This window comes from Curtobacterium herbarum (genome assembly GCF_016907335.1).
Lineage (GTDB): Bacteria > Actinomycetota > Actinomycetes > Actinomycetales > Microbacteriaceae > Curtobacterium > Curtobacterium herbarum.
Genome location: NZ_JAFBBT010000001.1, coordinates 2,126,867 through 2,152,760 on the forward strand (window position 1 = coordinate 2,126,867; position 25,894 = coordinate 2,152,760).

Sequence of the window (25,894 nt, forward strand, 5' to 3'; positions counted from 1 at the left end):
GCGACGCCGGTGTCGCGCGGCCGTCTGCCGGACGGGAGGGACGTGGCGGCCTGGCCACGGGCCTCCCGCCCGAACGCCGCCGCGTGCACGAGACGCCGCCGAGTGCTTGAGACGCCGACGCGTGCACGAGACGCCGACAGATCCCGCGGTGTCACACGCAGATCGCGGCGTCTCGCAGACAGCGCAGCGTCGCACCGAGACGCCGACGCCGGCCACCACCGGGCCACGCCACCCCACGACGCGCCGCCGCAGGGACACTTGCCAGGCGCGGCCTCAGCGACGCCGCAGGCGCTTCCGCCGCAGCCGGTTGATGCGCATCGCCCAGGTCGGCCCCTCGTAGAGGAACGCCGTGTACCCCTGCACCAGCGTGGCGCCGGCGGCGATCCGGGCCTGGACGTCGGCCTCGGACGTGACCCCACCGACCGCGATGACGCAGAACCCGGCCGGGACCGCAGCGCGGACGCGGCGCAGGACCGCGAGCGAGCGGTCCCCGAGCGGCGCACCGGAGAGTCCGCCGGCGCCCATCGCCTGGACCTCGGCGTCGGGCGTCGAGAGCCCGGTGCGCTCGATCGTCGTGTTCGTCGCGATGACCCCGGCGAGCCCGAGGTCGACCGCGAGCCCGGCGATCGCGTCGATCTGCTCGTCGGTCAGGTCCGGGGCGATCTTCACGAGCACCGGGGTCCGGCCGGCCGCCTCGTGCACGGCGGCGAGCAGTGGCCGCAGCTGGTCGAGCTCCTGCAGTCCGCGGAGGCCTGGCGTGTTCGGCGAGCTCACGTTGACGGCCAGGTAGTCGGCGAACGGGGCGAGCAGGCGGGTGGACTCGAGGTAGTCCTCGATAGCGTCCTCGACGGAGACGACGCGGCTCTTGCCGATGTTCACGCCGATGACCGGGCGGCCGGGGTTGCGGCGGGCGCGTTCCAGGCGGCCGGCGGCCTTGACGGCTCCGTGGTTGTTGAAGCCCATCCGGTTGATGAGCGCGCGGTCGGCGATCAGTCGGAACAGTCGGGGGCGTTCGTTGCCGGGCTGGGCACGCGCCGTGATCGTGCCGACCTCGACGTGCCCGAACCCGAGCACACCGAGCCCGGCGATCGCGCGGGCGTCCTTGTCGAACCCGGCGGCCAGGCCGAAGCGGGACGGGAAGTGGATCCCCATCGTGGTGATGCCGTCCTCGGCCGCGGGTCGGGCAGACCGCTCGACGGCCCGGCCGACGACGGGCACGAGCGGCAGCAGGCGGATCACCGCGAAGGCGATGTGGTGGGCCCGCTCGGGGTCCATCTTCGCGAAGACGTTCCGGAACACGACCCCGTACCCGGTACGGACCAGGGTCTCCATGCCGCTCACGCGCTGGCGCCGTCCGCGGCACGGTCGGCGCCGGTCGCAGTGTGGTGGTCGATGCGGAGCTGGCCGATGGCGTCCTCGAAGTCCTCGAGCGAGTCGAACGCCTGGTAGACGCTGGCGTACCGCAGGTAGGCGACCTCGTCGAGTTCGCGGAGCGGACTGAGGATGGCCAGGCCGATGTCGTTCGCCTCGATCTGGCTCGCGCCGGAGGACCGGACGATCTCCTCGACCCGCTGTGCGAGCACCGCGAGGTCCGAGTCCGTGACCGGGCGGCCCTGGCAGGCCTTCCGCACACCGGAGATGATCTTCTCGCGGCTGAACGGCTCGAGGACGCCGTTGCGCTTCACCACGTTCAACGACGCGGTCTCGGTCGTCGAGAACCGCCGTCCGCAGTTCGGGCACTGGCGGCGTCGGCGGATGGAGGTTCCGTCGTCGCTCGTCCGGGAGTCGACGACACGGGAGTCCGGGTGGCGGCAGAAGGGGCAGAACATGGCGCCCTCAGGCTAGCGGTTCGTGCGCTCGGACACGGCGGCACCGTGCGCCGGCAGCTGCTCTTCGGTGGCGAGCGCGACGATGTGCGGCGCGACCTCGGCCAGGGCGGCCGCCGTGTACCGGATCACCTGCTGCGGGCGGAGGAACGTCGACGCAGACAGCCCCGACCCGAACCGTGCCTGGCCGCCGGTCGGCAGGACGTGGTTCGACCCGGCGACGTAGTCCCCCAGGCTGACCGGTGTGTCCGGTCCGACGAACACCGCGCCCGCGGCGTCGATGTCGGCGAGCACCGCGTCGTCGTCGGCCGTCTGGATCTCGAGGTGCTCCGGCCCGTAGGCGTTGCTCACGGTGGCGGCGTCGGTCAGCGAGTCCACCAGGACGATCGCGGACTGCGGCCCGTCCAGGGCGGTCTGGAGGCGCGCAGCCGTCCCGAGCACCGCCGTCCGTTCCGGGATCGCCGCCTCCACCGCATCGGCGAACGCGGCCGACGTCGTGACGAGGACGCTGCCGGCCTGTTCGTCGTGCTCGGCCTGGCTGATGAGGTCGGCCGCGACGTTGCCGGCGTCGGCGGTGTCGTCGGCGATCACGAGGATCTCCGAGGCACCCGCCTCGGAGTCGATGCCGACGATGCCGCGCACCAGACGCTTGGCGGCGGCGACGTAGTTGTTGCCCGGGCCGGTGACCAGGTCGACGGGCTCGAGACCGATCTCCGCCACGCCGTGGGCCAGGGCGCCGACCGCGCCGGCACCGCCCATCGCGTAGACCTCCTGCACACCGAGGAGCCCGGCCGCGGCGAGGATCGTCGGGTGCACCGCGCCGCCGTGGGCACGCTGCGGCGGGGACACGAGCGCGATCGACCCGACGCCGGCGACCTGCGCGGGCACGACGTTCATGACGACGCTCGACGGGTAGACGGCCTTGCCACCGGGCACGTAGAGCCCGACGCGGCGCATCGGCTGCCAGCGCTGGTGCACCTCGGCCCCGTCGGCGAGGGTCGTCACCGACGGCGACGGGACCTGCGCGGCGCTCGCGGCACGGACGCGGCGGATCGCCTCGTCGAGCGCGGCGCGGAGCTCCGGCGCCAGTCCGGCGACGGCGGCGTCGATCTCGGCGGCGGGCACCCGGACGTGCTCGGGCGCGCCCCCGTCGAAGCGTTCGGCCTGCTCACGGAGCGCCTCGGCACCACGGTCACGGACGTCGTCGACGAGCACCCGTGCCGCGTCCACCGCGTGCCCGACGTCGCCCGCCGCACGCGGCATGAGTCGGAGGAGTTCGGCGCGGCCGGGGAGCCCGCCGCGGAGGTCGATTCGCTGCATCATGAGGCGTCCATCGTACCGAGGACCGCCGACCGGCCCGGACCCCGCTACACCAGGCAGCGCGGCCCGAGCAGGCTCTTCAGCTCCCCGAACAGGTCCGGCGTCAGGTTCACCGGGAACGGCAGCTCGAACGTCCGGGCCACGTCGTCCTTGAGGAGCGTCAACCGCACCTCGGTGTCGCCCTGGTGCCGCCCGAGGACGGCGGCCAGCTCGGTCACCGTCTGCGTGGTGGCCTGCCGTTCGGGCAGCGACAGCGTCAGCGGCCCGGAGCCCATCGCGTCGCCGACGTTCGGCTGGAACATGCTCACCGCGTGCAGCGCCTTGCCGTCGTCACGGACGTTGACCCGGCCACGCAGGACGACGATCGAGTCCGCCACCAGGGACGGCCCGAACTCCTGGTACGTCTTGCCCAGGAACATCACGCCGATCTGACCGCCGAAGTCCTCGACGTCGACGATGCCGTACGGGTTGCCGCTCGTCTTCGCCACCCGGTGCTGCACGCTGGTCAGCAGTCCGGCGACGGTGACGGTCTCGCCCTCGATCGAGTCGTCGGCGGCGAGCAGGTCGGCGATGGTGATCGACTGGTGCTTGGCGAGCTCGATCTCGAGCCCGGCCAGTGGGTGGTCGGAGACGTAGAGCCCGAGCATGTCCCGCTCGAACGCCAGCTTGTCGCGCTTGGACCACTCCGGCCGCTCCGGCACCTGCGACACCGTGAGGGACGCCGGGTGCTCCTCGGCGACCTCGGCGAACAGCGAGTCGAAGTCGAAGCCGACGTTGCCGTGGGCCTCGTCACGCTTGACCTTCACGGCGGCCTCGACCGCGCCCTCGTGGATCTCGACGAGGGCCCGGCGGCTGTCGCCGAACTCGTCGAAGGCGCCGGCCTTGATGAGCGACTCGACGGTCCGCTTGTTCGCCGACGAGATCGGGATCTTGCGGAGGAAGTCGTGGAAGGACTCGAACGCGCCCTTCTCCTTGCGGGCGGCGACGATGTCGTCGACGACGTTGAAGCCGACGTTCCGGATCGCGCCCATGCCGAAGCGGATGTCGTCGCCGACGGCGGCGAAGAACCCGATCGACTCGTTGACGTCCGGCGGCATGACCTTGATGCCCATCCGGCGGCACTCGTTGAGGTACAGCGCCAGCTTGTCGCGGGCGTCGCCGACACTGGTGAGCAGCGCGGCCATGTACTCGGCCGGGTAGTGCGCCTTCAGGTACGCGGTCCAGAACGACACCACGCCGTACGCGGCGGAGTGCGCCTTGTTGAACGCGTAGTCGGAGAACGGCAGCAGGATGTCCCACAGCGTCTTGATCGCCGCTTCGCCGTAGCCGTTGTCGATCATGCCCTGGTGGAAGCCGGCGTACTGCTTGTCCAGCTCGGACTTCTTCTTCTTGCCCATCGCGCGACGGAGGATGTCCGCCTGGCCGAGCGAGAAGCCGGCGACCTTCTGCGCGATCGCCATCACCTGCTCCTGGTAGATGATCAGGCCGTAGGTGCCGCCGAGGATCTCCGCCAGGGGCTCTTCGAGCTGCGGGTGGATCGGCGTGATCGCCTGCTCGCCGTTCTTGCGGAGCGCGTAGTTGGTGTGCGAGTTCGCACCCATGGGCCCCGGGCGGTACAGGGCGATGAGTGCGGAGATGTCCTCGAAGTTGTCGGGCTTCATCAGGCGGAGGAGCCCGCGCATGGGCCCGCCGTCGAGCTGGAACACGCCGAGGGTGTCGCCGCGCTGCAGCAGGGCGTAGGCCTCGGGGTCCTCGAGCCCCATGTGCTCGAGGTCCAGGTCGATCCCGCGGTTGGTCTTGATGTTGTCGAGGGCGTCGCTGATGATCGTGAGGTTGCGGAGCCCCAGGAAGTCCATCTTGATCAGGCCGAGCGACTCCGCTGCCGGGTAGTCGAACTGCGTGACGATCTGGCCGTCCTGCTCCCGCTTCATGATCGGGATGATGTCGATCAGCGGGTCGCTCGACATGATGACGCCGGCCGCGTGGACGCCCCACTGCCGCTTCAGCCCCTCGAGCCCCAGGGCGGTGTCGAAGACCGTCTTCGCCTCGGGGTCGGTCTCGACGACGGTGCGGACGTCGACGGCTTCCTTGTAGCGCGGGTGGTCCTTGTCGAAGATCCCGGTGAGCGGGATGTCCTTGCCCATCACGGGCGGCGGCATCGCCTTGGTGAGCTTCTCGCCCATGCCGAAGGGGAAGCCGAGGACGCGCGAGGAGTCCTTCAGCGCCTGCTTGGCCTTGATCGTGCCGTACGTGACGATCTGCGCGACGCGCTCGGACCCGTACTTCTCGGTGACGTACTTGATCGCCTCACCGCGGCGCCGGTCGTCGAAGTCGACGTCGAAGTCGGGCATCGAGACGCGGTCCGGGTTGAGGAAGCGCTCGAAGATCAGCCCGTGCCGGATCGGGTCCAGGTCGGTGATGCGCATCGCGTACGCGACCATCGAGCCGGCGCCGGAACCACGGCCGGGTCCGACGCGGATGCCGTTGTTCTTCGACCAGTTGATGAAGTCCGCGACGACCAGGAAGTAGCCCGGGAACCCCATCTGGTTGATGATGCCGACCTCGTAGTCGGCGCGCTCCTGGACTTCGGTCGAGATGCCGTCCGGGTACCGGTACTCCAGCCCCTTCGCCACTTCCTTCTCGAACCAGGAGTGCTCGGTCTCGCCTTCGGGCACCGGGAACTTCGGCATGTAGTTGGCCGTGGTGTCGAACTCGACGTTGCACCGCTCGGCGATGAGCAGCGTGTTGTCGCAGGCCTCGAGGTTGTCGCGGAAGACGTGCCGCATCTGCGCCGGGGTCTTCAGGTAGAACTCGTCGGCGTCGAACTTGAACCGGTTCGGGTCGTTCAGCGTCGAGCCGGACTGCACGCAGAGCAGGGCCGCGTGCGAGGTGGCGTCGTGGGCGTGCGTGTAGTGCAGGTCGTTCGTGCCGACGAGCGGGATGTCGAGGTCCTTGGCGAGCCGGATCAGGTCGCTCATGATGCGACGTTCGATCTCGAGGCCGTGGTCCATCACCTCGGCGAAGTAGTTCTCCTTGCCGAAGATGTCGCGGTAGTCGGCGGCCGCCTGCACGGCTTCGTCGTACTGCCCGAGGCGCAGGCGCGTCTGGATCTCGCCCGAGGGGCAGCCCGTCGTCGCGATGATGCCCTGGTGGTACTCCTGCAGCAGCTCGATGTCCATGCGGGGCTTGAAGTAGTAGCCCTCGATCGACGCCCGCGACGACAACCGGAACAGGTTGTGCATGCCGGTGGTGTCCTCGGCGAACATCGTCATGTGCGTGTAGGCGCCCGAACCGGAGACGTCGTCGCCACCGCCGTCGCCCCAGCGCACACGGGTCTTGTCGGTGCGGTGCGTGCGGGGCGTGATGTACGCCTCGGTCCCGATGATCGGCTTCACCCCGCCGGCCTTCGCGGTCTTCCAGAACTCGAAGGCACCGAACATGTTGCCGTGGTCCGTCACCGCCACGGCCGGCATGCCCTGCGCGGCGGTCTCCGCCACGAGGTCGGAGAGCCTGGCGGCACCGTCGAGCATCGAGTACTCGCTGTGCACGTGCAGGTGGACGAAGGAGTCGGAATCCGACACGGAACCTCCGGTTCGTACGGTCTGCGGTGGGGTGTGGACAGCCTAACCGCGACCCACGACGATCCCGAGCGTGTCGCTCCCGACGCCGGCGTGGCCGCCCGGCGCGCCCGTCCCTCAGGCCGCGCGGATGCGGTCGAGCGCGAGCTGCAGGTCGTCCGGGTACGACGCCTGGAACTCGACCCAGTCCCCCGTGCGCGGGTGCGCGAAGCCGAGCCGGACCGCGTCGAGCCACTGCCGCGTGAGCCCGAGTTCCTCGGCGAGCACCGGGTCCGCGCCGTACATCGTGTCGCCGACCAGCGGGTGCCGGGTCGCCGCCATGTGCACGCGGATCTGGTGGGTTCGCCCGGTCTCCAGGTGCACCTCGAGCAGGGTCGCCGACCGGAACGCCTCGAGGGTCGCGTAGTGCGTCACGCTCGGCTTGCCGTCCGCGGTGACCGCGAACTTCCAGTCGCTGGAGGGGTGCCGGCCGATCGGGGCGTCGACGGTGCCGGAGGACGGGTCCGGGTGCCCCTGGGCGAGGGCGTGGTAGACCTTCTCGACCGTCCGCTCCTTGAACGCCCGCTTCAGGTGCGTGTAGGCGAGCTCGGTCTTCGCGACGACCATCAGCCCGGAGGTGCCGACGTCGAGTCGGTGCACGATGCCGGCGCGTTCGGCCGCACCGGACGTCGCGATCGTGAAGCCCGCGGCGGCCAGGCCACCGGGGACGGTCGGGCCGTCCCACCCGGGCGACGGGTGCGCGGCGACACCGACGGGCTTGTCGACGACGACGATGTCCTCGTCGTCGTGCACCACCGTCATGCCCGGCACCACGACCGGCACGATGCGCGGCGGTTCCTTCGGTGCCCACTCGACCTCGAGCCAGGCGTCGGCGTGCAGCCGGTCGGACTTCTCGGCGACGACGCCGTCGACGCGGACACCGCCGGCGGCGACGACGTCGGCCGCGAAGGACCGGCTGAACCCGAGGAGCTTGGCGATGGCGGCGTCGACACGCTCACCGGCGAGCCCGTCCGGGACGGGCAGCTGTCGCTGCTCGCTCACGTCGCGTCGTGCCCGAGCGGGCCGTCGGCGGCCGGACGGGAGGCACGGTTCGTGTCCGTCCCGTCGGTGGCGGTCCCCGACGCGGGGACGGCGGCGTCGCTCGCCTGGGACTCGGCCTCGGCCATCGCACGCTGGCGCTTCTCGGAGACGGCCCGTGTGCCGTCGAGGTTCACCCCGAGGATCACGAGCAGCACGAAGACGACCATGCTCACGCAGATGAACGAGTCCGCCACGTTGTAGATCGCCGGCATCATCCACGGCGTCGAGATGAAGTCCACGACGTGTCCGCGACCGAAGCCCGGTTCACGGAACAGTCGGTCGGTCAGGTTGCCGAGCGCGCCGCCCAGCAACATGCCGAGGACGATCGCCCACCACATCGACCGGATGCGCCGTGCGTACACGATGATCGCGACGACGACCGCGGCGGAGATGAGCGAGAAGACCCACGTCATGTTCACCGCGAAGGAGAACGCCGCACCGGGGTTCCGCACCGACAGGAACTGCAGGGCGCTGCCGAGCACCGGGACGACGACGCCCTCGGGCAGCTTCGCGACGACGAGGGCCTTCGTGACCTGGTCGAGCGTCACCACCACGACAGCGGCGAAGGCCAGTGCCGCGATAGCGCGTGCACTGACCTTCGCTCGTGGGACGGGTCGGTCCAACGTCAGTTGCCGAAGCCCTGCGCCGAGGCCGGGGCCGGCGCGAAGCCGGACTGCTCGGTGCTGGCAGACGAGTCGAGCTCGGCGAGCTGGCTCTGGATGTAGCTCTTGAGCTGCGCACGGTAGTCGCGCTCGAACGTGCGGAGCTCGTCGATCTTGCCCTCGAGCTGCGTGCGCTCCTGGTCGAGCACCGCGACGCGCTGGCGGTTCTGGTTCTCGGTGTCGGCGAGGACCTGGCGCTGCTTGGCCTCGGCCTCGGACACGAGGCGGGCGGCCTGGGCCTGGCCCTCGGCGATGAGTGCATCGCGCTTCTCGACGCCTTCGCGGACGTGCTCCTCGTGGAGACGACGTGCGAGCGTCAGGAGGTTCGTGGTGCCCTCGGTGTCCTCGTCCGGGTTCACCGTGGTGGCCGGAGCAGCAGCGGCGACCGGTGCGGGCTCCGGAGCGGCGGCGACCGGCGTCGGCTCGGGGGTCGGGGCCGGCGCGGGCTCGTCGTTCTTGACGAGCGACGGCGCGGAGTCGGCCGACTCGAGGCGCTGACGCAGCTCCTCGTTCTCCTGGTTCAGGCGACGCAGCTCGGCCACGATCTCGTCGAGGAAGTCGTCGACCTCGTCCTGGTCGTAGCCCTCGCGGAACTTGGTCGGCTGGAACCGCTTGTTGACTACGTCTTCCGGCGTCAAAGCCATTGCCGTCACCTCAATAGAACTGCTGAACGTGTGGAACCGGGGGCCCTGCTGGACCGTCCGTGCTGAAGGTACCAGCCGGGGTCCCGGTGCGGATGTCCCGCCAGGGCAGGACATCGATCCCGACCACCGTACACCGAGGGCGGCACCGAACCGTGTCGGTGGCCCGCGTGGCGCGTGTCGCGGTGGTGCCGGCCGGGTGCCCGGGCGGCCGAGGGATCAGATGAAGCGGAGCGCGAACGAGTTGACGACGACCCGCAGGATGATCACGACGAGCATCACGATCGTCCAGCCGAAGTCGAGCGCGACGGGCCCGAGCCGGAGCGGCGGGAGGACACGTCGCACCGCCTTGATCGGTGGGTCGGTGATCGTGTAGACGAACTCCGCCACGACGAGCAGCGCACGCTGCGGGCGCCAGGAGCGGTTGAACGCCTGGACCATGTCGAGGATGAAACGCCCCCACATCACGAAGAAGTAGAGCGTGAGGAGGAAGGAGAGGATCGTGAAGATGAACACGGTTCGGCTCGCTCGTCTCGTGTGACCGGGGCCGGGTGGCACCGGTCACGGGGCGGGTGGGCCTGGGTGCCGAGCGGTCGTCCGGGTGCCCGTGGGACACCCGTACCGCGGGGGCGGCTCAGGACTGGGCGAAGAAGTTCGCCTCGATGTCGGACTCTACCTCAGCAGGCTCACCGCTCACTGCGATGTGCGCGGGCGAGAGCAGGAAGACCTTGTTCGTGACGCGCTCGATCTTGCCGTACAGGCCGAGCGACAGGCCGCTGGCGAAGTCGATCATCCGGCGGGCGTCGCCCTCGGTCATCTGCGAGAGGTTGATGATGACGGGGATGCCGTCACGGAAGCTCTCGGCGATGGACTGGGCGTCCTTGTACTCGCGCGGGTGGACGGTGAGGATCTCGTTCATTTCCTGGACCGGGGTCGCCTTCTGTGCGGTCGTGTGTGCGCGGCGGAGCGGGGTGACCTGCGCGCCGCGCTGTGTGGTGTGCTGGGGCTTCGCGGGGGCGGCGGCCGGAGCGGCGGCCACGGGTGCGGCGGCGGCCGGGGCGGCAGCGGGCGCTGCGGCGGCCGGGGCCTCCTGCTGCGCTGCCGGGGCCGGAGCCTGCTGGCGCGCCTGCGTCGGCGCGGCCTGCTGCTCGTCCTCGTACTCGAGTTCCTCGTCGGCGAGGCCGAGGTAGACCATCGTCTTCTTCAGCGGGTTGGCCATGGTTCCTCCGGGAGTCGTGCTCGTTGATGCCCTGCGTCGAGGCTATGGTGCGGCGGGGCGATTCCCGGTGATTGCGCTCCCGATCCGCAGGTGTGTCGCGCCCTCGGCGACGGCCTCGGCGTAGTCGCCGCTCATGCCGGCCGAGATGTCGGTCGCCGCGGGGTCGATCAGGCGCACCCGCTCGGAGATCGCACGGAGTCGGGCGAAGGCCGCGCGGGGCTCCTCGTCGAGCGGCGCGACCGCCATCACACCCCGGAGGCGCAGGGTCCCGGTGGCCAGGACCCGCTCGGCCAGGGCGTCGACGTCGTCCGGCACGACCCCGCCGCGACCCGGGTCGTCGGTGAGGTTCACCTGCACGAAGCCGTCGAGGACGCGGGGGTCCGGCTCGGTCTCGGTCGGCGCGAAGGCATCGACCACGCTCGCCCGGTCGAGCGACTGCACGACGTGGGCGTACCGACGGGCCTGCCGGGCCTTCTTCGACTGCAGCTGCCCGACGAAGTGCCAGGTCAGGCCGAGGTCCTCGAGTTCCGCTGCCTTCGCCTGCGCCTCCTGGTGCCGGTTCTCCCCCACGTCGGTGACCCCGAGTGCGGCGAGCTGGCGGACCAGGGCGGCCGGGTGGTACTTCGTGACGACGACGAGCGTCAGCTCGTCGACGGAGCGGTCGGCGGCGCGGGCCGCGTCGGCGATGCCCGCGCGGACGGACGCGAGCCGAGCCTCCAGTCCGGTGTCGGACGGGAGGCTCGGCTCACGCTGGTCGGCGTCACTCACGTGCGCGGACGGCTCACTTCAGGAAGTCGGGGACGTCGAGCTCGTCGTCGTCGTCGAAGGCCGGGTCGGCGGCGCGCTGCGCCGGCGGCTCGTGCTCCTGCGACGCCCACGACGGGGTCGAGTGGCCGGAGTCCTCGATGCGGCTGGACGAACCGGTGGTGACGGGCACGGTGGCGCCGGCGTCCGGGTCGACGTAGCTCGAGCGACGCTCCTGGTGCCCCTGCTGCGACGGCTCGCCACCGTCGAAGCCGGCGGCGATGACCGTGACGCGGACCTCGTCACCGAGGGTGTCGTCGATGACCGCACCGAAGATGATGTTCGCTTCGGGGTGCACGGCTTCCTGCACGAGGCGGGCCGCGTCGTTGATCTCGAAGATGCCGAGGTTCGACCCACCCTGGATCGACAGCAGCACACCGTGCGCGCCGTCGATCGAGGCCTCGAGCAGCGGCGACGCGACGGCGAGCTCGGCCGCCTTGATCGCCCGGTCGGCACCCCGCGAGGAGCCGATGCCCATGAGCGCCGAGCCGGCACCCTGCATGACGCTCTTGACGTCGGCGAAGTCGAGGTTGATCAGGCCCGGGGTCGTGATGAGGTCCGTGATGCCCTGGACACCGGCGAGGAGCACCTGGTCGGCCGTGGCGAAGGCCTCGACCATCGAGATGCCGCGGTCGGAGATCTCGAGCAGGCGGTCGTTCGGCACGACGATGAGCGTGTCGACCTCGTCCTTGAGGCTCGCGACGCCGTTCTCGGCCTGGGACTGACGGCGCTTGCCCTCGAAGCCGAACGGCTTCGTGACGACACCGATGGTCAGGGCGCCGATCGACTTCGCGATGCGCGCGACGACGGGGGCGCCACCGGTCCCGGTACCACCACCTTCACCGGCGGTGACGAAGACCATGTCGGCGCCGGCGAGGGCTTCCTCGATCTCCTCCGCGTGGTCCTCGGCGGCGCGGCGACCCACCTCGGGGTCGGCGCCGGCTCCGAGGCCGCGGGTGATCTCGCGTCCCACGTCGAGCTTGACGTCGGCGTCGCTGAGGAGGAGCGCCTGTGCGTCGGTGTTGATGGCGATGAACTCGACGCCGCGGAGTCCGAGCTCGATCATGCGGTTGACGGCGTTGACACCGCCGCCGCCGACACCGACCACCTTGATGACGGCGAGGTAGTTGTGGTTCGTGGTCACGTCTGTCCGGCCTCCGGTCAAAACCCTCAACCTGTGCTTGAAGTTCAGAGTTCTAGCTGCTACGAATGGTGCTGGCCCCGACGCTACGGGTGCCGTCCTGCTGCTGACGACCCGCCACGCCGCGTGTCGCCGATCGCGGCGCAGATCGTGTCGCCGCCGCGTCCGCTCGGCGGACGGTCACCCCTGCGGGCGGATGATGCCGTTGTCCGGCGCCGACACGTCGTACTCGACCTTCGAGTCCTTGTCGCGCGCCGCGTGGTCCTTGACGAGGGCGGCGAGCAGGGTCGCCTTCGCCGGGGACTCGTCCGGGCTCCCCCACACCACGCTCGACCCGTCGCCCATGGTCAGCGTCACGTCGTCCGAGGTCGAGGCCGAGATGCCCGACACCTGTTCGCGGACGCTCGCCGGCATCGCCAGCACGACCTCGGTCATGGTCCGGAACACCGTGCTGCCGAGCTTCGCCCGCCCGATGTCCGCCACCGGCATGCCGCTCGGGCGCTTCGTCGTCGACTGCACGACGATGCCGGCCGGGTCGACCAGGTCGAACGACTTCCCCGACTGCACCGCGACGACCGGCGTCCGCTCGGTGACGGTGACCACGAGGGTGTGCGGCGGTTCCTCCTCGGTCACGTAGCTCTCGATGAGCGGGAAGCCGGCGATCCGCCGTTTCACCTCGTCGAGGTCGATGCGGGCGAGCGGCGTGCCGATCTGACCGGACAGCGCCGATCGGACCTCGGCCGCGTCGACCCGGTCGGTGCCCTGCACCTCGATCCGCTGCAGCGCCATCAGCGGCGAGAACACCGCGACCAGGATCGAGGCGACGAGCACGACGACGACACCGCCCGCCGTGGTCCACGCCGCGCGGCGGTACCGGGAGCGTCGGGTGAACCGACGGACCTCGGCACGCTCGAGCAGGCGACGCCGCTTGCGGGCGATGCGCGCCTCACGGGCGGTCTCGGCCGCGCGGGCACGGGCGCCGATCGGGGTCTCGTGCGGCACGTGGGCGGACACCGAGGCGTCGGTCGCGTCGTGCGCGTCGGTGTGCGCGTCCGTGCCGGTGGTGCGCGTCGCGGCCGGACGGGAGGCCCGGCCCGGCTCCGTCACGTCGCCACCGGTCGCGACGGTGCCGGTGCGGTGCCGGTCCAGCGGGACCGGGGCGGTCAGGCGGGCGTCCGCCGTCCGGTCGTCCTCCGTGAGGTCGACCTCCGGCAGGTCGGGCAGGAGGGCGTCCAGCGGATCGACGTCGGACGCGGGGGTGGACGCGGCCACGTCGTCACGGGGAGCCGACGTGCGGGCGGCACGCCGGGCCTCCCGGGCGCCGCTCAGTGCCGAGCGGAAGCCGCCGCCGCGCGCCGGACGACCGGAGCGGGCCGTGCCGTCGGGCGTGTCCGGATCGGTGGACCGCTCGTCGGCCCCGGCCCGGTCGTCGAAGCCCTCGGGGCGCTTCACCGGCCTGCGGCTCCGGCGTCGCCAGAGGTGTGCAGGTCGGCGGCGGGCTCGTCCTGCAGCGCCGTGAGGACCTGCGGGATGATCCGGTACACGTCGCCGCAGCTCAGGGTCATGATGATGTCGCCGTCACGGGCGACCGCAGCCGCGCGGGCCGAGGCCTCGGCCCAGTCCGGCAGGTAGTCGACGCGCGCCTGGTCGGCGAAGCGCTCCTGCACCAGGGCGCCGGTGACGCCGGGCTCCGGGTCCTCGCGGGCGCCGTAGACGTCGAGCACGACCGTGTGGTCGGCCAGGTCCTCGTAGACCTTCGCGAAGTCCGCCGCCATCAGCCGCGTCCGCGAGTACAGGTGCGGCTGGTGGATCGCGATGATCCGGCCGGCACCGACCACGTCGCGGGCGGCGTGCAGCGCCGCGGCGACCTCGGTCGGGTGGTGGGCGTAGTCGTCGTACACCGAGACACCGCGCTCGACCCCGTGCAGCTCGAAGCGCCGCTCGGTGCCGCCGAAGGCCTCGATGCCGCGGACCGCGTCGGCCGGTTCGACGCCCAGGCCGACGAGCACCGCGAAGGCGCCCACGGCGTTGACGGCGTTGTGCCGGCCCGGGACACGCAGGGCGATGTGGTGCGACGCCCCGCCCCAGCGCAGGTCGACCGTGACCCCGGCGCCCTCGGTGACGCGCTCGATGCGGACGTCGGCGTCCTCGGCCTCGCCGAAGGTGACGATCTCGGGGGCGTCCGGACGGGTACGGAGGCCCTCGGTGACCCGGACCGCACCGGCGTCGTCGCTCGAGACGACGACCCGCTCGCGGGCCTTCGCGGCGAACTCGACGAACGCGTCGATGAAGGCCTGCTCGCTGCCGTAGTGGTCCAGGTGGTCCGGGTCGACGTTCGTGATCAGGGCGATCGCGACGTCGTAGAGCAGGAAGGAGCCGTCGGACTCGTCCGCCTCGACGACGAACAGGTCGCTGCTGCCCGGTGCCGAACTCGTGCCGAGGGACTGGATGACGCCGCCGTTGACGAAGCTCGGGTCGAGGCCCAGCTCGACCAGCGCGGTCACGATCATGCCCGTCGAGGTGGTCTTGCCGTGCGCACCCGCGACGGCGACCAGGCGGTGCTCGGAGATCAGCGCCGCCAGGGCCTGCGACCGGTGCAGCACCGGCAGCCCGCGACGCTGCGCCTCGAGGAGCTCGGGGTTGTCCGGCCACAGCGCACTCGTGACGACGATCGTGTCCGCGTCGCCGACGTTCACGGCGTCGTGCCCGATCCGGACCTCGGCACCGAGCTCGCGCATCCGGCCGGTCGTCGCGGTCTCGCGGGAGTCGCTGCCCGTGACCCGGTGCCCGGCGGCCAGGAACATCCGGGCGATGCCGCTCATGCCGGACCCGCCGATGCCGACGAAGTGCACCGTGCCCAGGTCGTCCGGGATCGGCTGGGTGAGGTCCGGCTTGATGGTCATGGTTCCTCCGTGGTGCTGGTGGAGCGGGTGCTGCTGCTGTCGCTGCTGCTGGTGCCACTGCTGCCGGTGCCACTGCTGCCGCTGCGGCGCCCGCTCGTGCGGGCCGCGCTCAGGACGAGCTCCGTCATCCGGTCGGCGCCGTCGCGGTGTCCGACGCTGCCGGACCGGACGGCCATGTCCGCGATGCCGGCACGGTCCTCCAGCATCGTCAGCAGCTGCAACGTGATCCACTCCGGCGTGAATTCCTGGTCGGCCACGAGCACCGCTCCTCCGGCGGCGACCACGTCGCGGGCGTTGTGCCGCTGCTCGCCGTTGCCGACCGGGTACGGCACCAGGACGCTCGGCAGGCCGACGGCGGTGAGCTCGCAGACCATGCCCGCCCCGGAGCGCGAGACGACGAAGTCCGCCGCCGCGTACGCCAGGTCCATCCGGTCGCAGTACGGCAGCACGTGGTAGCCGTCCAGGTCGCTCGGCCCGATGTCCGACGCGCCGCCGACGACGTGCAGGATCTGCCAGCCGGCCCCGAGGATCGTCGCCGCGGCCTGGTTGACGGTGCGGTTGATGCTCCGCGCACCCGACGAGCCACCGGTGACGAGCAGCACCGGACGTTCCGGGTCGAGACCGAACTCGGCGAAGCCCGCCGCCCGCTCGGCACGACGGTCGAGGCGCTCGATCTCACGGCGCAGGGGCATCCCGACGACGCGGGAGTGCGGCAGCGTCGTGTTCGAGAAGGTCACGCCCACGTGCTTCGTCAGGACGGCGGCCATCCGGTTCGCCAGGCCCGGCTTCGCGTTCTGCTCGTGCACGACGATCGGTGTGCCGGTGCGCTTCGCCGCGAGGTACGCCGGCGCGGCCGCGTAACCGCCGACCCCGAGGACGGCGGTGATCTCACGCTCGCGGATGATCCGCTCCGTCCGGCGCACCGCCGACCAGAAGGCGCCGGGGAACCGCAGCGCGGCGCCGTTGAGCTTCCGCGGGAACGGCAGGCGCGGGATCGTCACGAGTTCGTACCCGCGCATCGGGACGAGCCGAGCCTCCAACCCCTCGGCGGTGCCGAGGACCAGGACCTCGTCCTCCGGGGACCGCTGGGTCAGCCGGTCGGCCACCGCGAGCAGGGGGTTCACGTGGCCGGCGGTCCCGCCGCCGGCGAAGAGGAAGCGGCTCACCGCAGGGCTCCGTTCCGCGTCCCGGGCTCCGGGACGGTGGTGGTGCGCGCGCCGCTGCCGGAACGGCTGGGCAGGTCACGGGCGAAGGACAGCACGACGCCGATGGCGACGAGCGTCATGATCAGCGCCGATCCACCGGCCGAGATGAGTGGGAGCGGCACCCCGAGCACCGGCAGGAGTCCGAGGACGACCGCGATGTTGACGAGTGCCTGCCCGATCACCCAGGCGAGGACGCCGCCGGTGACGGTGCGGACGAAGGGGTCCGGCGACAGGCGGATGATCCGGACCATGCCGATCGCCAGGACGACGAACAGGGCCAGGACGACGACCGCGCCGATCAGACCGAGCTCCTCGCCGACGATCGCGAAGATGTAGTCGTTGTCCGCCTCCGGCAGCCACGACCACTTCAGCTTCGAGTTGCCGAGGCCGACGCCGAAGACACCGCCGGACGCCAGCGCCCACATGCCGTGCACGGGCTGCCAGCAGAGGTCCTGCGCCTGGTTCGAGTCGGTGCACCCGGAGAGCCAGGCGGTGATGCGGGACTGGCGGGAGCTGGAGGCCATGGTCACGACCGGCAGCATGACCGCGATCGCCGCGACTCCGACCGCCAGGTGCCGCAGCCGCACGCCGCCGACGAACAGGCTGCCGAAGACCAGGATCATCATGATCATCGCGGTGCCCTGGTCGCCACCGACCAGCACGAGGCCGATCGAGACGGCCGTCGCGAGCCCCACGGGGATGAAGACCTCACGCCAGTCGTGCAGCTTCTCGCGCTTCCGGAACAGCACCGCGCCGATGCCGAGCACGAGCGCGAGCTTGAGGATCTCGGACGGCTGCGCGGTGAACCCGCCGATGCCGATCCAGTTCCGGTTGCCCTGCACCGAGATGCCGAGCGGGCTGAACACCAGCAGCTGCAGGACGAGCCCGGCGCCGAGGATCCGCATCGCCCAGCGGCGCCAGAACTCTGCGGAGAACCGGCTCACCACGAGCATCAGCGGCACGCCGATCAACGCGTACAGGCCCTGCTTCGTGAAGGCGCCGAAGAAGCCGTGCTTGTAGCGGTACTCCTCCACGCTCGACGACGACAGGACCATCACGACGCCGAAGACGACGAGGAAGAGGGTGACGCCGAGGATCGTGTAGAACGTCGTGGACTCGGCCACGAAGACGTTCTTCACGGCCACGACCGCGCCGTTCGAGCGGCGTCGGGCACCGTCCACCCCGGAGCTCACGCGGGCTCCGGCTGCGGCTCCCGCTGCGCCGGCACGGGCTCGGGCGCTACGACCGTGCGTCGGCAGATCCGTCGGTGTCGCCATCGGCGTCGCCTCCCAGGTGCTCGTGGACCGCTGCCGCGAAACGTTCGCCCCGGTCGGCGTAGGAACCGAACTGGTCGAAGGACGCGGCGGCCGGGGCGAGGAGGACCGTGTCGCCCGGCCTCGCGACCGATGCGGCATGCCGGACCGCCTCGGGCATGACCTGATCAGTGTCCAGCGCTTCCACCTGCAGGACCGGGACCGTGGGCGCGTGTCGTGCGAATGCCTCCAGGACGGGGGTCCGGTCGGTGCCGATCACGACGACGCCACGGACCGCCGGACCGAAGCGCTCGACCAGTCCGTCGATGTCGACGCCCTTGAAGAGCCCGCCGACGATCCAGACCACGGAGTCGAACGCCGACAGCGAGGCCGTGGCGGCGTGCGGGTTCGTCGCCTTCGAGTCGTCGACCCAGGCGATGCCGTCCGCGCTGGCGACCGACTCGGTGCGGTGGTGGTCGGCGCGGAAGGCCTGCACCGCGGAGCGGATCGCGCTCGGCGGGACGGACCCGGCGCGGGCCAGGGCGGCGGCGGCCAGGACGTTGGCGGTCATGTGCGGGCTGTCGAGCCCGGCGGTCTCGAGGTCCGCGACGGTGGCGAGCTCGAGCGCGCTGTTCCGGCGGTCCTCGCCGAACGCCCGGTCGCAGAGCACGTCCTCGACGACCCCGACGTCACCGGGAGCGGGTACACCGAGCGAGAAGCCCACCGCGCGGCAGCCCTCCACCACGTCGGCGTCCTCGACCATGCGGCGGGTGACGTCGTCGGCGGTGTTGTAGACGCAGGCCAGGACGGTGCGCTCGTACACCTTCGCCTTCGCGGCCCGGTAGGCCTCGGCGGATCCGTGCCACTCCAGGTGGTCGTCGGCGATGTTCAGGCAGGCCGAGGCGAGCGGCACGACGGCGCCCGGCCCCTCGGTCGCCATCGAGTGCAGCTGGTGGCTGGAGAGCTCGACGACCAGGACGTCGAAGCCCTCCGGGTCGCGGACCACGTCGAGCACCGGCACGCCGATGTTGCCGCAGGCCACGGCGCGGAGCCCGGTGGCGGCGTACATCGCGGTGGTCAGCTGCGTCGTGGTGGTCTTGCCGTTCGTGCCGGTGATCGTCACCCAGGGGGCGGCCACCGGGCCCTTCACGACCTTGTCGCGGACCCGCCAGGCGAGCTCGACGTCGCCCCAGACCGGGCCGTGCTCGTGCGCCCAGACGACGGTCGCGTTGTGCGGCGGGAGGCCCGGGGACACGACGACCAGGTCGGGTGCCTGCTCGACGAGCTCCGCCGGCACCGTGTCGAGCGGCGTCTGCACGAAGCGGGCACCGATGACGTCGAGGAGCTCGACGCTGTCGGCGGGGGCGTCGGTCGAGTACACGACGACGTCGCTGCCGAGCTCGGCGAGGGTGTCGGCCACCGAGAACCCGGTGGCACCGAGGCCGAGCACGGCGACCCGCAGCCCCTTCCAGCCCTCGGAGTACCAGCTGTCGAGACCGTTCACCCGTTCGCTCCCTGGACTCGTGCGATCCACTCCAGGTAGAACAGTCCGACCCCGGCCGCGACGCAGAGCCCCGCGATGATCCAGAACCGGACGACGACGGTCACCTCGGCCCAGCCCTTGAGCTCGAAGTGGTGGTGCAGGGGGCTCATCCGGAAGATGCGCTTGCCGTGCGTGATCTTGAAGTACGCCCGCTGCAGGATGACCGACCCGGTGACGATGAAGAACAGGCCACCGATCAGGACGAGCAGCAGCTCGGTGCGGCTGAGGATCGCGAGCCCGGCCAGCGCGCCGCCGAGCCCGAGGGACCCGGTGTCGCCGAGGAAGATCTGCGCCGGCGAGGTGTTGTACCAGAGGAAGCCGATCAGCCCACCGCAGACCGCGGCCGCGACGACCGCCAGGTCGAGCGGGTCGGTGACGGTGTAGCAGGCGTGCTTCGTGTTCTCGTCGATCCGGATGCCGCCGCAGATCTGGTTCGACTGCCAGAACCCGATGATGACGTAGGAACCGATCGCCAGGATGCTCGACCCGGTGGCCAGGCCGTCGAGCCCGTCCGCGACGTTGACGCCGTTCGAGGTCGACACGGTCAGGAGCACGATCCACGCCAGGAACAGGACCGTCCCGATGACGGTGCCGAGCGCCATGAAGTCGAGCCACGGGATGTCCCGGATCGCCGAGATCATCGTGGACGCCGGCGGTTTGCCGCTGCCGGCGGGGACGACGAGGGCGATCGTGGCGAAGACCACGCCGACGATGACCTGGCCGAGGATCTTCGCCCACCCGCCGAGCCCCAGGCTGCGCTGCCGACGGACCTTCAGGAAGTCGTCGACGAACCCGACGACCCCGAGCCCGACCATGAGGAACAGGACGAGCAGCCCGGAGAGCGTCACCGGGTCCCGGCCGACCAGGTGTCCGACGAAGTAGCCGAGCACCGCGCCGAGGATGAGGACGATGCCGCCCATGGTGGCGGTGCCGCGCTTGGTGTGGTGCGACTTCGGACCGTCGTCACGGATGAACTGGCCCCACCCGAGTCGGTGGAACAGCTTGATGAACAGCGGCGTGAGCAGCAGTGTGAACACCAGCGACACAGCGCCGGCGACGAGGAGCGCGATCATTCGGGGACACCTCCGAGGCGGTCGCCGAGGAACCGCAGCCCGGCCGACTTCGAGGACTTGACCAGGACGACGTCACCCGGACGCACGAGCTCCTGCAGGGCACGGACGGCGTCGTCGACGTCCTCGATGAACACGGACTCGCCGTCCCACGACCCTTCGAGGGTGGCGGCCTGGTGGATGGCCATGGCGCCGCGGCCGACGACCACGAGCTGGCCGATGTTCAGTCGGACGACGAGCCGCCCGATGGTGTCGTGCTCCTCCACCGAGAACTCACCGAGCTCGGCCATCTCGCCGAGGACGGCGACGGTGCGCTCCCCCGGTCGGACGACCTGCGCGAGCGTCCGCAGTGCGGCGGCGGTCGAGTCGGGCGAGGCGTTGTACGCGTCGTTGATGACGGTGACACCGTCGGGACCCTGCAGCAGCTCCATGCGCCAGCGCTCGGCGCGCGTCATCGACGCGAGCGCCTCGGCGCCGTCGGCGAGCGGCACACCCCAGAGGTGCGCCACCGTCAGGGCGGCGGCCGCGTTCATCGCGTGGTGCTCGCCGAGGATGGCGAGGCGGACGTCGACGGTCTCGAGGACGTCGGACGGGCCTCCCGTCGCGTCGTCGGGTGCGGGCGCGGCGTCGCCGACGGGAGGCGCGGTGAGCGTGAAGCGGGTGCCCTCGCGGTCCGTGGTGACCCCGCTGATGCGGTAGTCCGCCCCGGCGGACGTGCCGAAGCCGACCACGCGTGCAGCGGTGCGCTCGCGCATCCGCGCGACACGGTCGTCGTCGACGTTGAGGAGGGCGACCGCGGTCGTCGGCAGGTCGGTGACCATCTCCGACTTCGCGCGTTCGGTCGCCTCGATCCCGCCGAACTCACCGGCGTGGGCGAGCCCGACCTTGAGGACGACGCCGACGTCCGGCTCGGCGATCCGGACGAGCTTGGCGATGTGTCCGATGCCGCTCGCGCCCATCTCGACGACGAGGAAGCGGGTGTTGGCCGTGATCCGGAGCATCGAGATCGGTGCACCGACGTGGTTGTTGAACGAGCCCTCGGGCGCGACGGTCTCGCCGACCCGGGACAGGATCGTGCGGAGCATGTTCTTCGTGCTGGTCTTGCCGTTCGAGCCGGTGATGCCGACCACGCGGAGCGATCCGCCGGCACGGACGCGCGCGACGACCTCGTGGGCGAGGGCGGCCAGCGCGGCGTACCCGTCGGCGACGACGATCTGGGCGGTGGCGGAGTCCTCGGGCAGGTCGACGGGGCGTTCGGTGATGACCAGTGCGGCACCGGCGGTCGCGGCGGACGGCACGAAGTGGTGGCCGTCGGTCTCTTCCCCGAGCAGGGCGAAGAAGACGCTGCCGTCCCCGACGAGGCGCGAGTCGGTCTCCACCGAGCCGTCGACGGTCGTGTCGGCGGCACCGCGGACGAGCTCGCCGTCGACCGCGGCGGCGATCTCGGCGAGGGTGAGGGCGATCATCGCACGTCCTCCGCCGGGCCGGAGTTGGGTTCCCAGCCGGCCTCGCGGAGCGCCGCGCGGGCCTCGTCGCGGGCCGAGTACGGCGTCCGGACGCCCTGGATGTCGCGGTAGTCCTGGTGACCGGGGCCGGCCCAGAGGATCGAGTCGCCCTCGCCGACCAGGGCGACGGCGGCACGGATGGCCGCCTCGGGCGGGCTCACCTCGTGGATCTCGTGCTCCGGCAGGGCGGCACGGGCGGCGTCGACCAGGGTCTTCCGGATCGACGCGGCGTCCTCGAACCGAGGGTGGTGGTCGGTGACGACGAGGATGTCGGAGCCCTCGGCCGCGACACGGGCCATGTCGGCACGCTTCGTCGTGTCGCGGTCACCATCGGCGCCGAAGAGCATGACGACCTTGCCCGGCGTGAACTGGCGCACCGCGGCGAGGGTGTTGAGGAAGGCGTCGGGGCTGTGCCCGAAGTCGACGTAGACGCTCGGCCCGGAGTTGCCGGAGACGCGCTCGGTGCGGCCGGGCAGGTAGCACTCGATGGCGCTGACGACGGTGCCGTCGCGCTCGTCGGCGTAGGTGCGGTGGTTCGTCTCGAGCGCGTGCGCGATCGCGCCGAGTTCGAAGCCGCCCTCGACGAGCATCACGATGGCGAGTGCGGCGTTCGCTGCCATGTGCCAGCCGATCAGCGGGACGCGGGTGGTGAGCTCGCGGCCCTCCGGTCCGGTCAGGCGGAACTCGGTGTAGGCGGCGTGGGACGCCACGATGTCGACGTGCCACTCGGCCTCGACGTCGGGGTGCACGGTGATGGTGGTCACCGGGATCCGGCAGTCCTGGACGACGCGGTGGCCCCAGTCGGTGTCGAGCGAGACGACACCACGACGGCCGTGCTCCGGCTGGAACAGCGGGAGCTTCGCCTGGAAGTACTCCTCCATGTCGGCGTAGTCGTCGAGGTGGTCGTGGCTGAGGTTCGTGAACGCCACGACGTCGAAGACGATGCCGTCGACGCGGTGCCGGCTGAGGGCCTGGGCGCTGACCTCGACGGCGACGGCGCGGACCTCGCTCTCGCGCATCCGGGCGAGGAGCGCGTGCATCTCGCTGGCCTCGGGCGTGGTGAGCCGGCTGGTGACGCTGAGCTGGCCGATGTGGCGCTCGGCGGTCGAGCTCAGGCCGGTGACCAGGCCGAGCTGCTTGAGGATGCCCTCGAGGATGTACGAGGTGCTGGTCTTGCCGTTCGTCCCGGTGACGGCGAAGAGCTGCGGCAGCTCGGCCTCGTCCGGGTTCGTGCGGTACACCCACGCGGAGACGTCCCCGAGCGCTGCCCGCGGGTCGTCGACGACCAGCACGGGCAGACCGGAGGCCTCGGCGACGGCCACACCGTCGGCGTCGGTCAGGACGGCGACGGCACCGCGCTCGGCGGCGTCGGCGGCGAACTCGGCACCGTGGCGGTTCGCACCGTGGACGCCGACGAACAGGTCACCGGGCTGCACCTCGGCGGCGCTCAGGGTGACGCCGGTCGTCTCGACGCCGTCGAGCGACCCGACGACCCGGAGCCCGAAGGCGTTCGCGAGTTCGGCGACCGGCCGCGGGGTCGGGTGTTCGGGCCGGAGGACCGGGGGGATCCGTGCTGACAAGTGCTCCTTCTTCCTCACCACGTGGACGGGTCGGCCTACCAGGTCGACGGGTAGGTCCGTGCCTGCGTCGTGGAGGGGGCGACTCGGTACTTCTCGAGCACCTGGGACATGAGTGTGCGGAACGCCGGAGCCGCTCCGCTCGACCACTTGGTGGTCTGCGGCTTCGTGAACGTCACCGTGACAACATACTGGGGGTCTTCGGCGGGTGCCATTCCGGCCACCGAGATGATACGGTCCGCGCCGTAGCCCTTGGCGCCGTCGGCGACCTCGGCCGTCCCGGTCTTCGCGGCGATGTTGTAGCCCGAGATCGGCTTCATGCCGACCAGGGTGCCGCCGGTGACCACGCTCTGCAGCATGTCGACCGTCTGGGTCGCCGCGGCGGCCGACACGACACGCTTGCTCTGCACGTCGGGCGCGTCGATCGTCTTGCCGTCCTCGGTCTGGCAGCCCTTCACCATGTGCAGCGGGATCCGGACGCCCTGGTTCGCGAGCGTCTGGTAGATGCTCGACACCTGCATGGCCGTGGTCGAGATGCCCTGGCCGAACATCGAGTTGATGTCGGTCTGCTTGTCCCACTGCGGGCTCGCGCCGTAGTTCATCGTCGGCTGGCCCGGGTAGTCGATGCCGGACTCGGGCTCGAACAGGCCGAACTCGCGCATCACGTCGTAGCGCTGCTGGGTCGTGAGCTTCGAGCCGAGCTCCGTGATGCCGACGTTCGAGGAGTCCCGGAGGATGCCCGTGAGCGTCAGGTTCTCGGTGGGGTGGAACTCGGAGTCGTGGATCGTGCCGCCCCAGGGGAAGGTCCGCGAGTACGGCACGACCGCCTGGGTGGTCGGGCTCGCCAGCCCCTTGTCGATGAGCGCGGCGGCGATCGCGGCCTTGATCGTCGAACCGGGCTCGTAGGCGGCGGTCAGGGCACGGGAACCGTAGGCACCGGGGTCCTTCGTGGCGTCGACGTCGTTCGGGTCGACCGTCGGGTAGTCCGCGACGGCCAGGACCTCGCCGGTCTTGGCGTTCACCACGGTGGCGGTCGCGGACTCGGCCTTGAGCTGCTGGGCGGCGTCCGCGATGTCCTGCGACGCCATGTACTGCAGGTCGCTGTCGATCGTGGTGACGAGCGTCCCGCCGTCCTTCGCACGCTTCTGCGTCACGGTGCTGCCCGGCAGCTGGACGCCGTCCTCACCGCGCTCGTACGTCTCGGAACCGTTCGTCCCGGCGAGGCACTTCTGGTACGCCAGCTCGAGGCCGGCCTGGGCACCGTCGGTCCCCATGAAGCCGGTGACGTTGCCGGTGGCGGCGCCGGTCGGGTACGACCGTGCGGCCTGCTGCTCCGGGTACAGCCACGGGACCTGCAGGGCACGGACGGCCTCGTAGTGCGCGACGTCGATGCCCTTGACCAGGTACGCGAAGTCGGACTTCGGGTCGGCCGTGATGTTCTTCTGCATGGCGGCGACGTCACCGCCGGAGGCCTTCGCGATCGCGCTGAGCGCCTGGTCGACCGAGACGTCCTTGACGCGGGTCCCGCCGAGCTTGCCCTCGAACCCCTTCACCAGGCGGGGCGAGGTCGTGATGTTGTAGCGGACCACGCTCTCGGCCAGGGCCGTCCCGTCGCGGTCGACGATCGTGCCGCGGGTGCCGTAGAGCGTCACCGGGATGCTGCGCTTCGACTCGGCGGCCTTCGACAGCTCGTCGGCCTGGACGACCTGGATGTCGACCAGGCGGACCACGAACACCGCGACGAGCGCGATCACGGCGATCATCACGACGCTGTAGCGCAGTCGTCGGTTGCGGAGCGTCTTCGTCACGAGCGGCCTTCCGGGTGGTGCTGAGCCCTCGGTCACCGCGTCGTGGGTGCCTGGAGCTGGTTCGGGTCGGACTCTACGGAGGACTTCGTCGAACCCTGGTCCGACGCGCTGGCCGACCCGGCCTTCTCAGTGTCGGCCGCGGCGGCGGGCGCTGCGGCGGCGGGCGCGGCCGCCGCAGGAGCGGCGGCCGCGGGCGCAGCGGCCCCGGCGGCCGGAGCAGCCGAGCTGTTCTCCTTGCTGGTCGCGGTGTCGCCGGGCTTGGCCGCGAGCGGCACGTCGCCGAGCAGGGAGTTCGGGACCTGGTTCGCGGTGTTGCCGGTCGCTTCGCCGGGCGTGGCCGGGGTGGGCGTGCCGTAGACGGTGCCGGTCTTCGGGTCGAGGTACACCGGCGTCGAGTTCGCGATCATGCCGAGGGCCTGTGCGTTGCGTGCCAGGTTCTGCGGCGACTCGAGCACCTTGAGCCCCTCGGACAGGGACGCCTGGGTCCGGGTGAGCCCGGTCTGCTCGGTCTTCAGCGAGCTCAGCGTGTAGGCGCCCTGGCTCAGCGCCATGCTGATGCCGAGCTGGGCGAGCAGCAGCAGCCCGAGTGCGGCGATCGCGACGATGGCGTAGGCCACCCGCGGTCGGGCTCGGCGCTGGGCCTTGGTCGTGGTGACCTCGACGAGCTCCGGGCGCTGCCGCTCGGGTCGGACGGAGTCGGGACGCGGCGCGCGCGACGGGGCGACGACAGGGTCGACGAGTGCGAGGTTCGTGCTCATG

At 71.2% G+C, this 25,894-nt stretch carries 21 protein-coding genes; all 21 read right to left on the minus strand.

The genetic code is table 11. The annotated features are described in order from the left end of the window. Positions 1 to 273 precede the first annotated feature (273 nt). The 21 genes from JOD51_RS10180 to ftsL all read right to left on the minus strand — a co-directional run bounded on the left by JOD51_RS10180 (position 274) and on the right by ftsL (position 25,893). Entirely contained in the window at positions 274 to 1,332 is a 1,059-nt protein-coding gene (locus JOD51_RS10180; RefSeq protein WP_204611070.1) for a quinone-dependent dihydroorotate dehydrogenase, read from the minus strand. 5 nt (positions 1,333 to 1,337) lie between these two features. Next, positions 1,338 to 1,829, minus strand: coding sequence for a transcriptional regulator NrdR (gene nrdR, locus JOD51_RS10185; protein WP_204608154.1), 492 nt, complete (start codon positions 1,827 to 1,829; stop codon positions 1,338 to 1,340). Between the two features lie 12 nt (positions 1,830 to 1,841). Continuing rightward, positions 1,842 to 3,149: a histidinol dehydrogenase gene (gene hisD / locus JOD51_RS10190; protein WP_204608155.1), complete on the minus strand. Its 1,308-nt coding sequence runs from the start codon at positions 3,147 to 3,149 to the stop codon at positions 1,842 to 1,844. Positions 3,150 to 3,193: 44 nt separating this feature from the next. Then, on the minus strand, positions 3,194 to 6,676 hold the full coding sequence (gene dnaE, locus JOD51_RS10195; protein WP_239540421.1) for a DNA polymerase III subunit alpha: 3,483 nt from the start codon (positions 6,674 to 6,676) through the stop codon (positions 3,194 to 3,196). 165 nt (positions 6,677 to 6,841) lie between these two features. Next, complete coding sequence (locus JOD51_RS10200) at positions 6,842 to 7,765, minus strand: RluA family pseudouridine synthase (protein ID WP_204608157.1); 924 nt, start codon at positions 7,763 to 7,765, stop codon at positions 6,842 to 6,844. Then, positions 7,762 to 8,427 carry a signal peptidase II gene (gene lspA, locus JOD51_RS10205; RefSeq protein ID WP_239539836.1) on the minus strand — a complete coding sequence of 222 codons (666 nt, stop codon included), beginning with the start codon at positions 8,425 to 8,427 and terminating at the stop codon, positions 7,762 to 7,764. The genes JOD51_RS10200 and lspA overlap by 4 nt, the downstream gene beginning before the upstream one ends. A gap of 2 nt (positions 8,428 to 8,429) precedes the next feature. Next, positions 8,430 to 9,110, minus strand: a complete 681-nt coding sequence (locus JOD51_RS10210; RefSeq protein ID WP_204608158.1) for a DivIVA domain-containing protein — start codon at positions 9,108 to 9,110, stop codon at positions 8,430 to 8,432. A 216-nt stretch (positions 9,111 to 9,326) separates the two neighbouring features. Further along, positions 9,327 to 9,623 carry a YggT family protein gene (locus JOD51_RS10215; protein ID WP_259557153.1) on the minus strand — a complete coding sequence of 99 codons (297 nt, stop codon included), beginning with the start codon at positions 9,621 to 9,623 and terminating at the stop codon, positions 9,327 to 9,329. Between the two features lie 118 nt (positions 9,624 to 9,741). Continuing rightward, positions 9,742 to 10,326 (minus strand): cell division protein SepF, encoded by a 585-nt coding sequence (locus tag JOD51_RS10220; RefSeq protein WP_204608159.1) that lies wholly within the window; start codon positions 10,324 to 10,326, stop codon positions 9,742 to 9,744. A gap of 42 nt (positions 10,327 to 10,368) precedes the next feature. Next, positions 10,369 to 11,094, minus strand: coding sequence for a YggS family pyridoxal phosphate-dependent enzyme (locus tag JOD51_RS10225; protein ID WP_204608160.1), 726 nt, complete (start codon positions 11,092 to 11,094; stop codon positions 10,369 to 10,371). Between the two features lie 13 nt (positions 11,095 to 11,107). Then, the gene (gene ftsZ / locus JOD51_RS10230) at positions 11,108 to 12,274 is read right to left on the minus strand and encodes a cell division protein FtsZ (RefSeq protein WP_204608161.1); all 1,167 of its coding nucleotides are present in this window, start codon (positions 12,272 to 12,274) and stop codon (positions 11,108 to 11,110) included. 177 nt (positions 12,275 to 12,451) lie between these two features. Beyond that, positions 12,452 to 13,723 carry a cell division protein FtsQ/DivIB gene (locus JOD51_RS17560; protein WP_204608162.1) on the minus strand — a complete coding sequence of 424 codons (1,272 nt, stop codon included), beginning with the start codon at positions 13,721 to 13,723 and terminating at the stop codon, positions 12,452 to 12,454. Next, positions 13,720 to 15,174, minus strand: coding sequence for a UDP-N-acetylmuramate--L-alanine ligase (gene murC, locus JOD51_RS10240; RefSeq protein ID WP_204608163.1), 1,455 nt, complete (start codon positions 15,172 to 15,174; stop codon positions 13,720 to 13,722). Before murC ends, JOD51_RS17560 begins: the two co-directional genes overlap by 4 nt. Beyond that, entirely contained in the window at positions 15,171 to 16,340 is a 1,170-nt protein-coding gene (gene murG / locus JOD51_RS10245; protein WP_204608164.1) for an undecaprenyldiphospho-muramoylpentapeptide beta-N-acetylglucosaminyltransferase, read from the minus strand. Before murG ends, murC begins: the two co-directional genes overlap by 4 nt. Beyond that, positions 16,337 to 17,656 (minus strand): putative lipid II flippase FtsW, encoded by a 1,320-nt coding sequence (gene ftsW, locus JOD51_RS10250; RefSeq protein ID WP_204608165.1) that lies wholly within the window; start codon positions 17,654 to 17,656, stop codon positions 16,337 to 16,339. Before ftsW ends, murG begins: the two co-directional genes overlap by 4 nt. Next, positions 17,619 to 19,136 carry a UDP-N-acetylmuramoyl-L-alanine--D-glutamate ligase gene (murD, locus tag JOD51_RS10255; protein ID WP_259557157.1) on the minus strand — a complete coding sequence of 506 codons (1,518 nt, stop codon included), beginning with the start codon at positions 19,134 to 19,136 and terminating at the stop codon, positions 17,619 to 17,621. Before murD ends, ftsW begins: the two co-directional genes overlap by 38 nt. Beyond that, the gene (gene mraY, locus JOD51_RS10260; RefSeq protein WP_204608167.1) at positions 19,133 to 20,248 is read right to left on the minus strand and encodes a phospho-N-acetylmuramoyl-pentapeptide-transferase; all 1,116 of its coding nucleotides are present in this window, start codon (positions 20,246 to 20,248) and stop codon (positions 19,133 to 19,135) included. The genes murD and mraY overlap by 4 nt, the downstream gene beginning before the upstream one ends. Next, a complete protein-coding gene (locus JOD51_RS10265) occupies positions 20,245 to 21,711 on the minus strand; it encodes a UDP-N-acetylmuramoyl-tripeptide--D-alanyl-D-alanine ligase (RefSeq protein WP_204608168.1) in 1,467 nt (488 codons plus the stop codon). The genes mraY and JOD51_RS10265 overlap by 4 nt, the downstream gene beginning before the upstream one ends. Next, positions 21,708 to 23,330 carry a Mur ligase family protein gene (locus JOD51_RS10270; protein ID WP_204608169.1) on the minus strand — a complete coding sequence of 541 codons (1,623 nt, stop codon included), beginning with the start codon at positions 23,328 to 23,330 and terminating at the stop codon, positions 21,708 to 21,710. The genes JOD51_RS10265 and JOD51_RS10270 overlap by 4 nt, the downstream gene beginning before the upstream one ends. A gap of 35 nt (positions 23,331 to 23,365) precedes the next feature. Continuing rightward, on the minus strand, positions 23,366 to 25,135 hold the full coding sequence (locus tag JOD51_RS10275; protein WP_204608170.1) for a peptidoglycan D,D-transpeptidase FtsI family protein: 1,770 nt from the start codon (positions 25,133 to 25,135) through the stop codon (positions 23,366 to 23,368). Positions 25,136 to 25,167: 32 nt separating this feature from the next. Beyond that, positions 25,168 to 25,893 (minus strand): cell division protein FtsL, encoded by a 726-nt coding sequence (gene ftsL / locus JOD51_RS10280; RefSeq protein WP_204608171.1) that lies wholly within the window; start codon positions 25,891 to 25,893, stop codon positions 25,168 to 25,170. Position 25,894: the final 1 nt, after the last annotated feature.

What these genes read in the sequence shown, in the direction of transcription:
- dnaE (WP_239540421.1), bottom strand. Translation starts at nt 6,676, where the DNA reads ATGCTCGACGGTGCCGCCAGGCTCTCCGACCTCGTGGCGGAGACCGCC.
- JOD51_RS10180 (WP_204611070.1), bottom strand. Translation starts at nt 1,332, where the DNA reads ATGGAGACCCTGGTCCGTACCGGGTACGGGGTCGTGTTCCGGAACGTC.
- nrdR (WP_204608154.1), bottom strand. Translation starts at nt 1,829, where the DNA reads ATGTTCTGCCCCTTCTGCCGCCACCCGGACTCCCGTGTCGTCGACTCC.
- JOD51_RS10265 (WP_204608168.1), bottom strand. Translation starts at nt 21,711, where the DNA reads ATGATCGCCCTCACCCTCGCCGAGATCGCCGCCGCGGTCGACGGCGAG.
- ftsL (WP_204608171.1), bottom strand. Translation starts at nt 25,893, where the DNA reads ATGAGCACGAACCTCGCACTCGTCGACCCTGTCGTCGCCCCGTCGCGC.
- hisD (WP_204608155.1), bottom strand. Translation starts at nt 3,149, where the DNA reads ATGATGCAGCGAATCGACCTCCGCGGCGGGCTCCCCGGCCGCGCCGAA.
- murC (WP_204608163.1), bottom strand. Translation starts at nt 15,174, where the DNA reads ATGACCATCAAGCCGGACCTCACCCAGCCGATCCCGGACGACCTGGGC.
- JOD51_RS10210 (WP_204608158.1), bottom strand. Translation starts at nt 9,110, where the DNA reads ATGGCTTTGACGCCGGAAGACGTAGTCAACAAGCGGTTCCAGCCGACC.
- JOD51_RS10220 (WP_204608159.1), bottom strand. Translation starts at nt 10,326, where the DNA reads ATGGCCAACCCGCTGAAGAAGACGATGGTCTACCTCGGCCTCGCCGAC.
- ftsW (WP_204608165.1), bottom strand. Translation starts at nt 17,656, where the DNA reads ATGGCGACACCGACGGATCTGCCGACGCACGGTCGTAGCGCCCGAGCC.
- mraY (WP_204608167.1), bottom strand. Translation starts at nt 20,248, where the DNA reads ATGATCGCGCTCCTCGTCGCCGGCGCTGTGTCGCTGGTGTTCACACTG.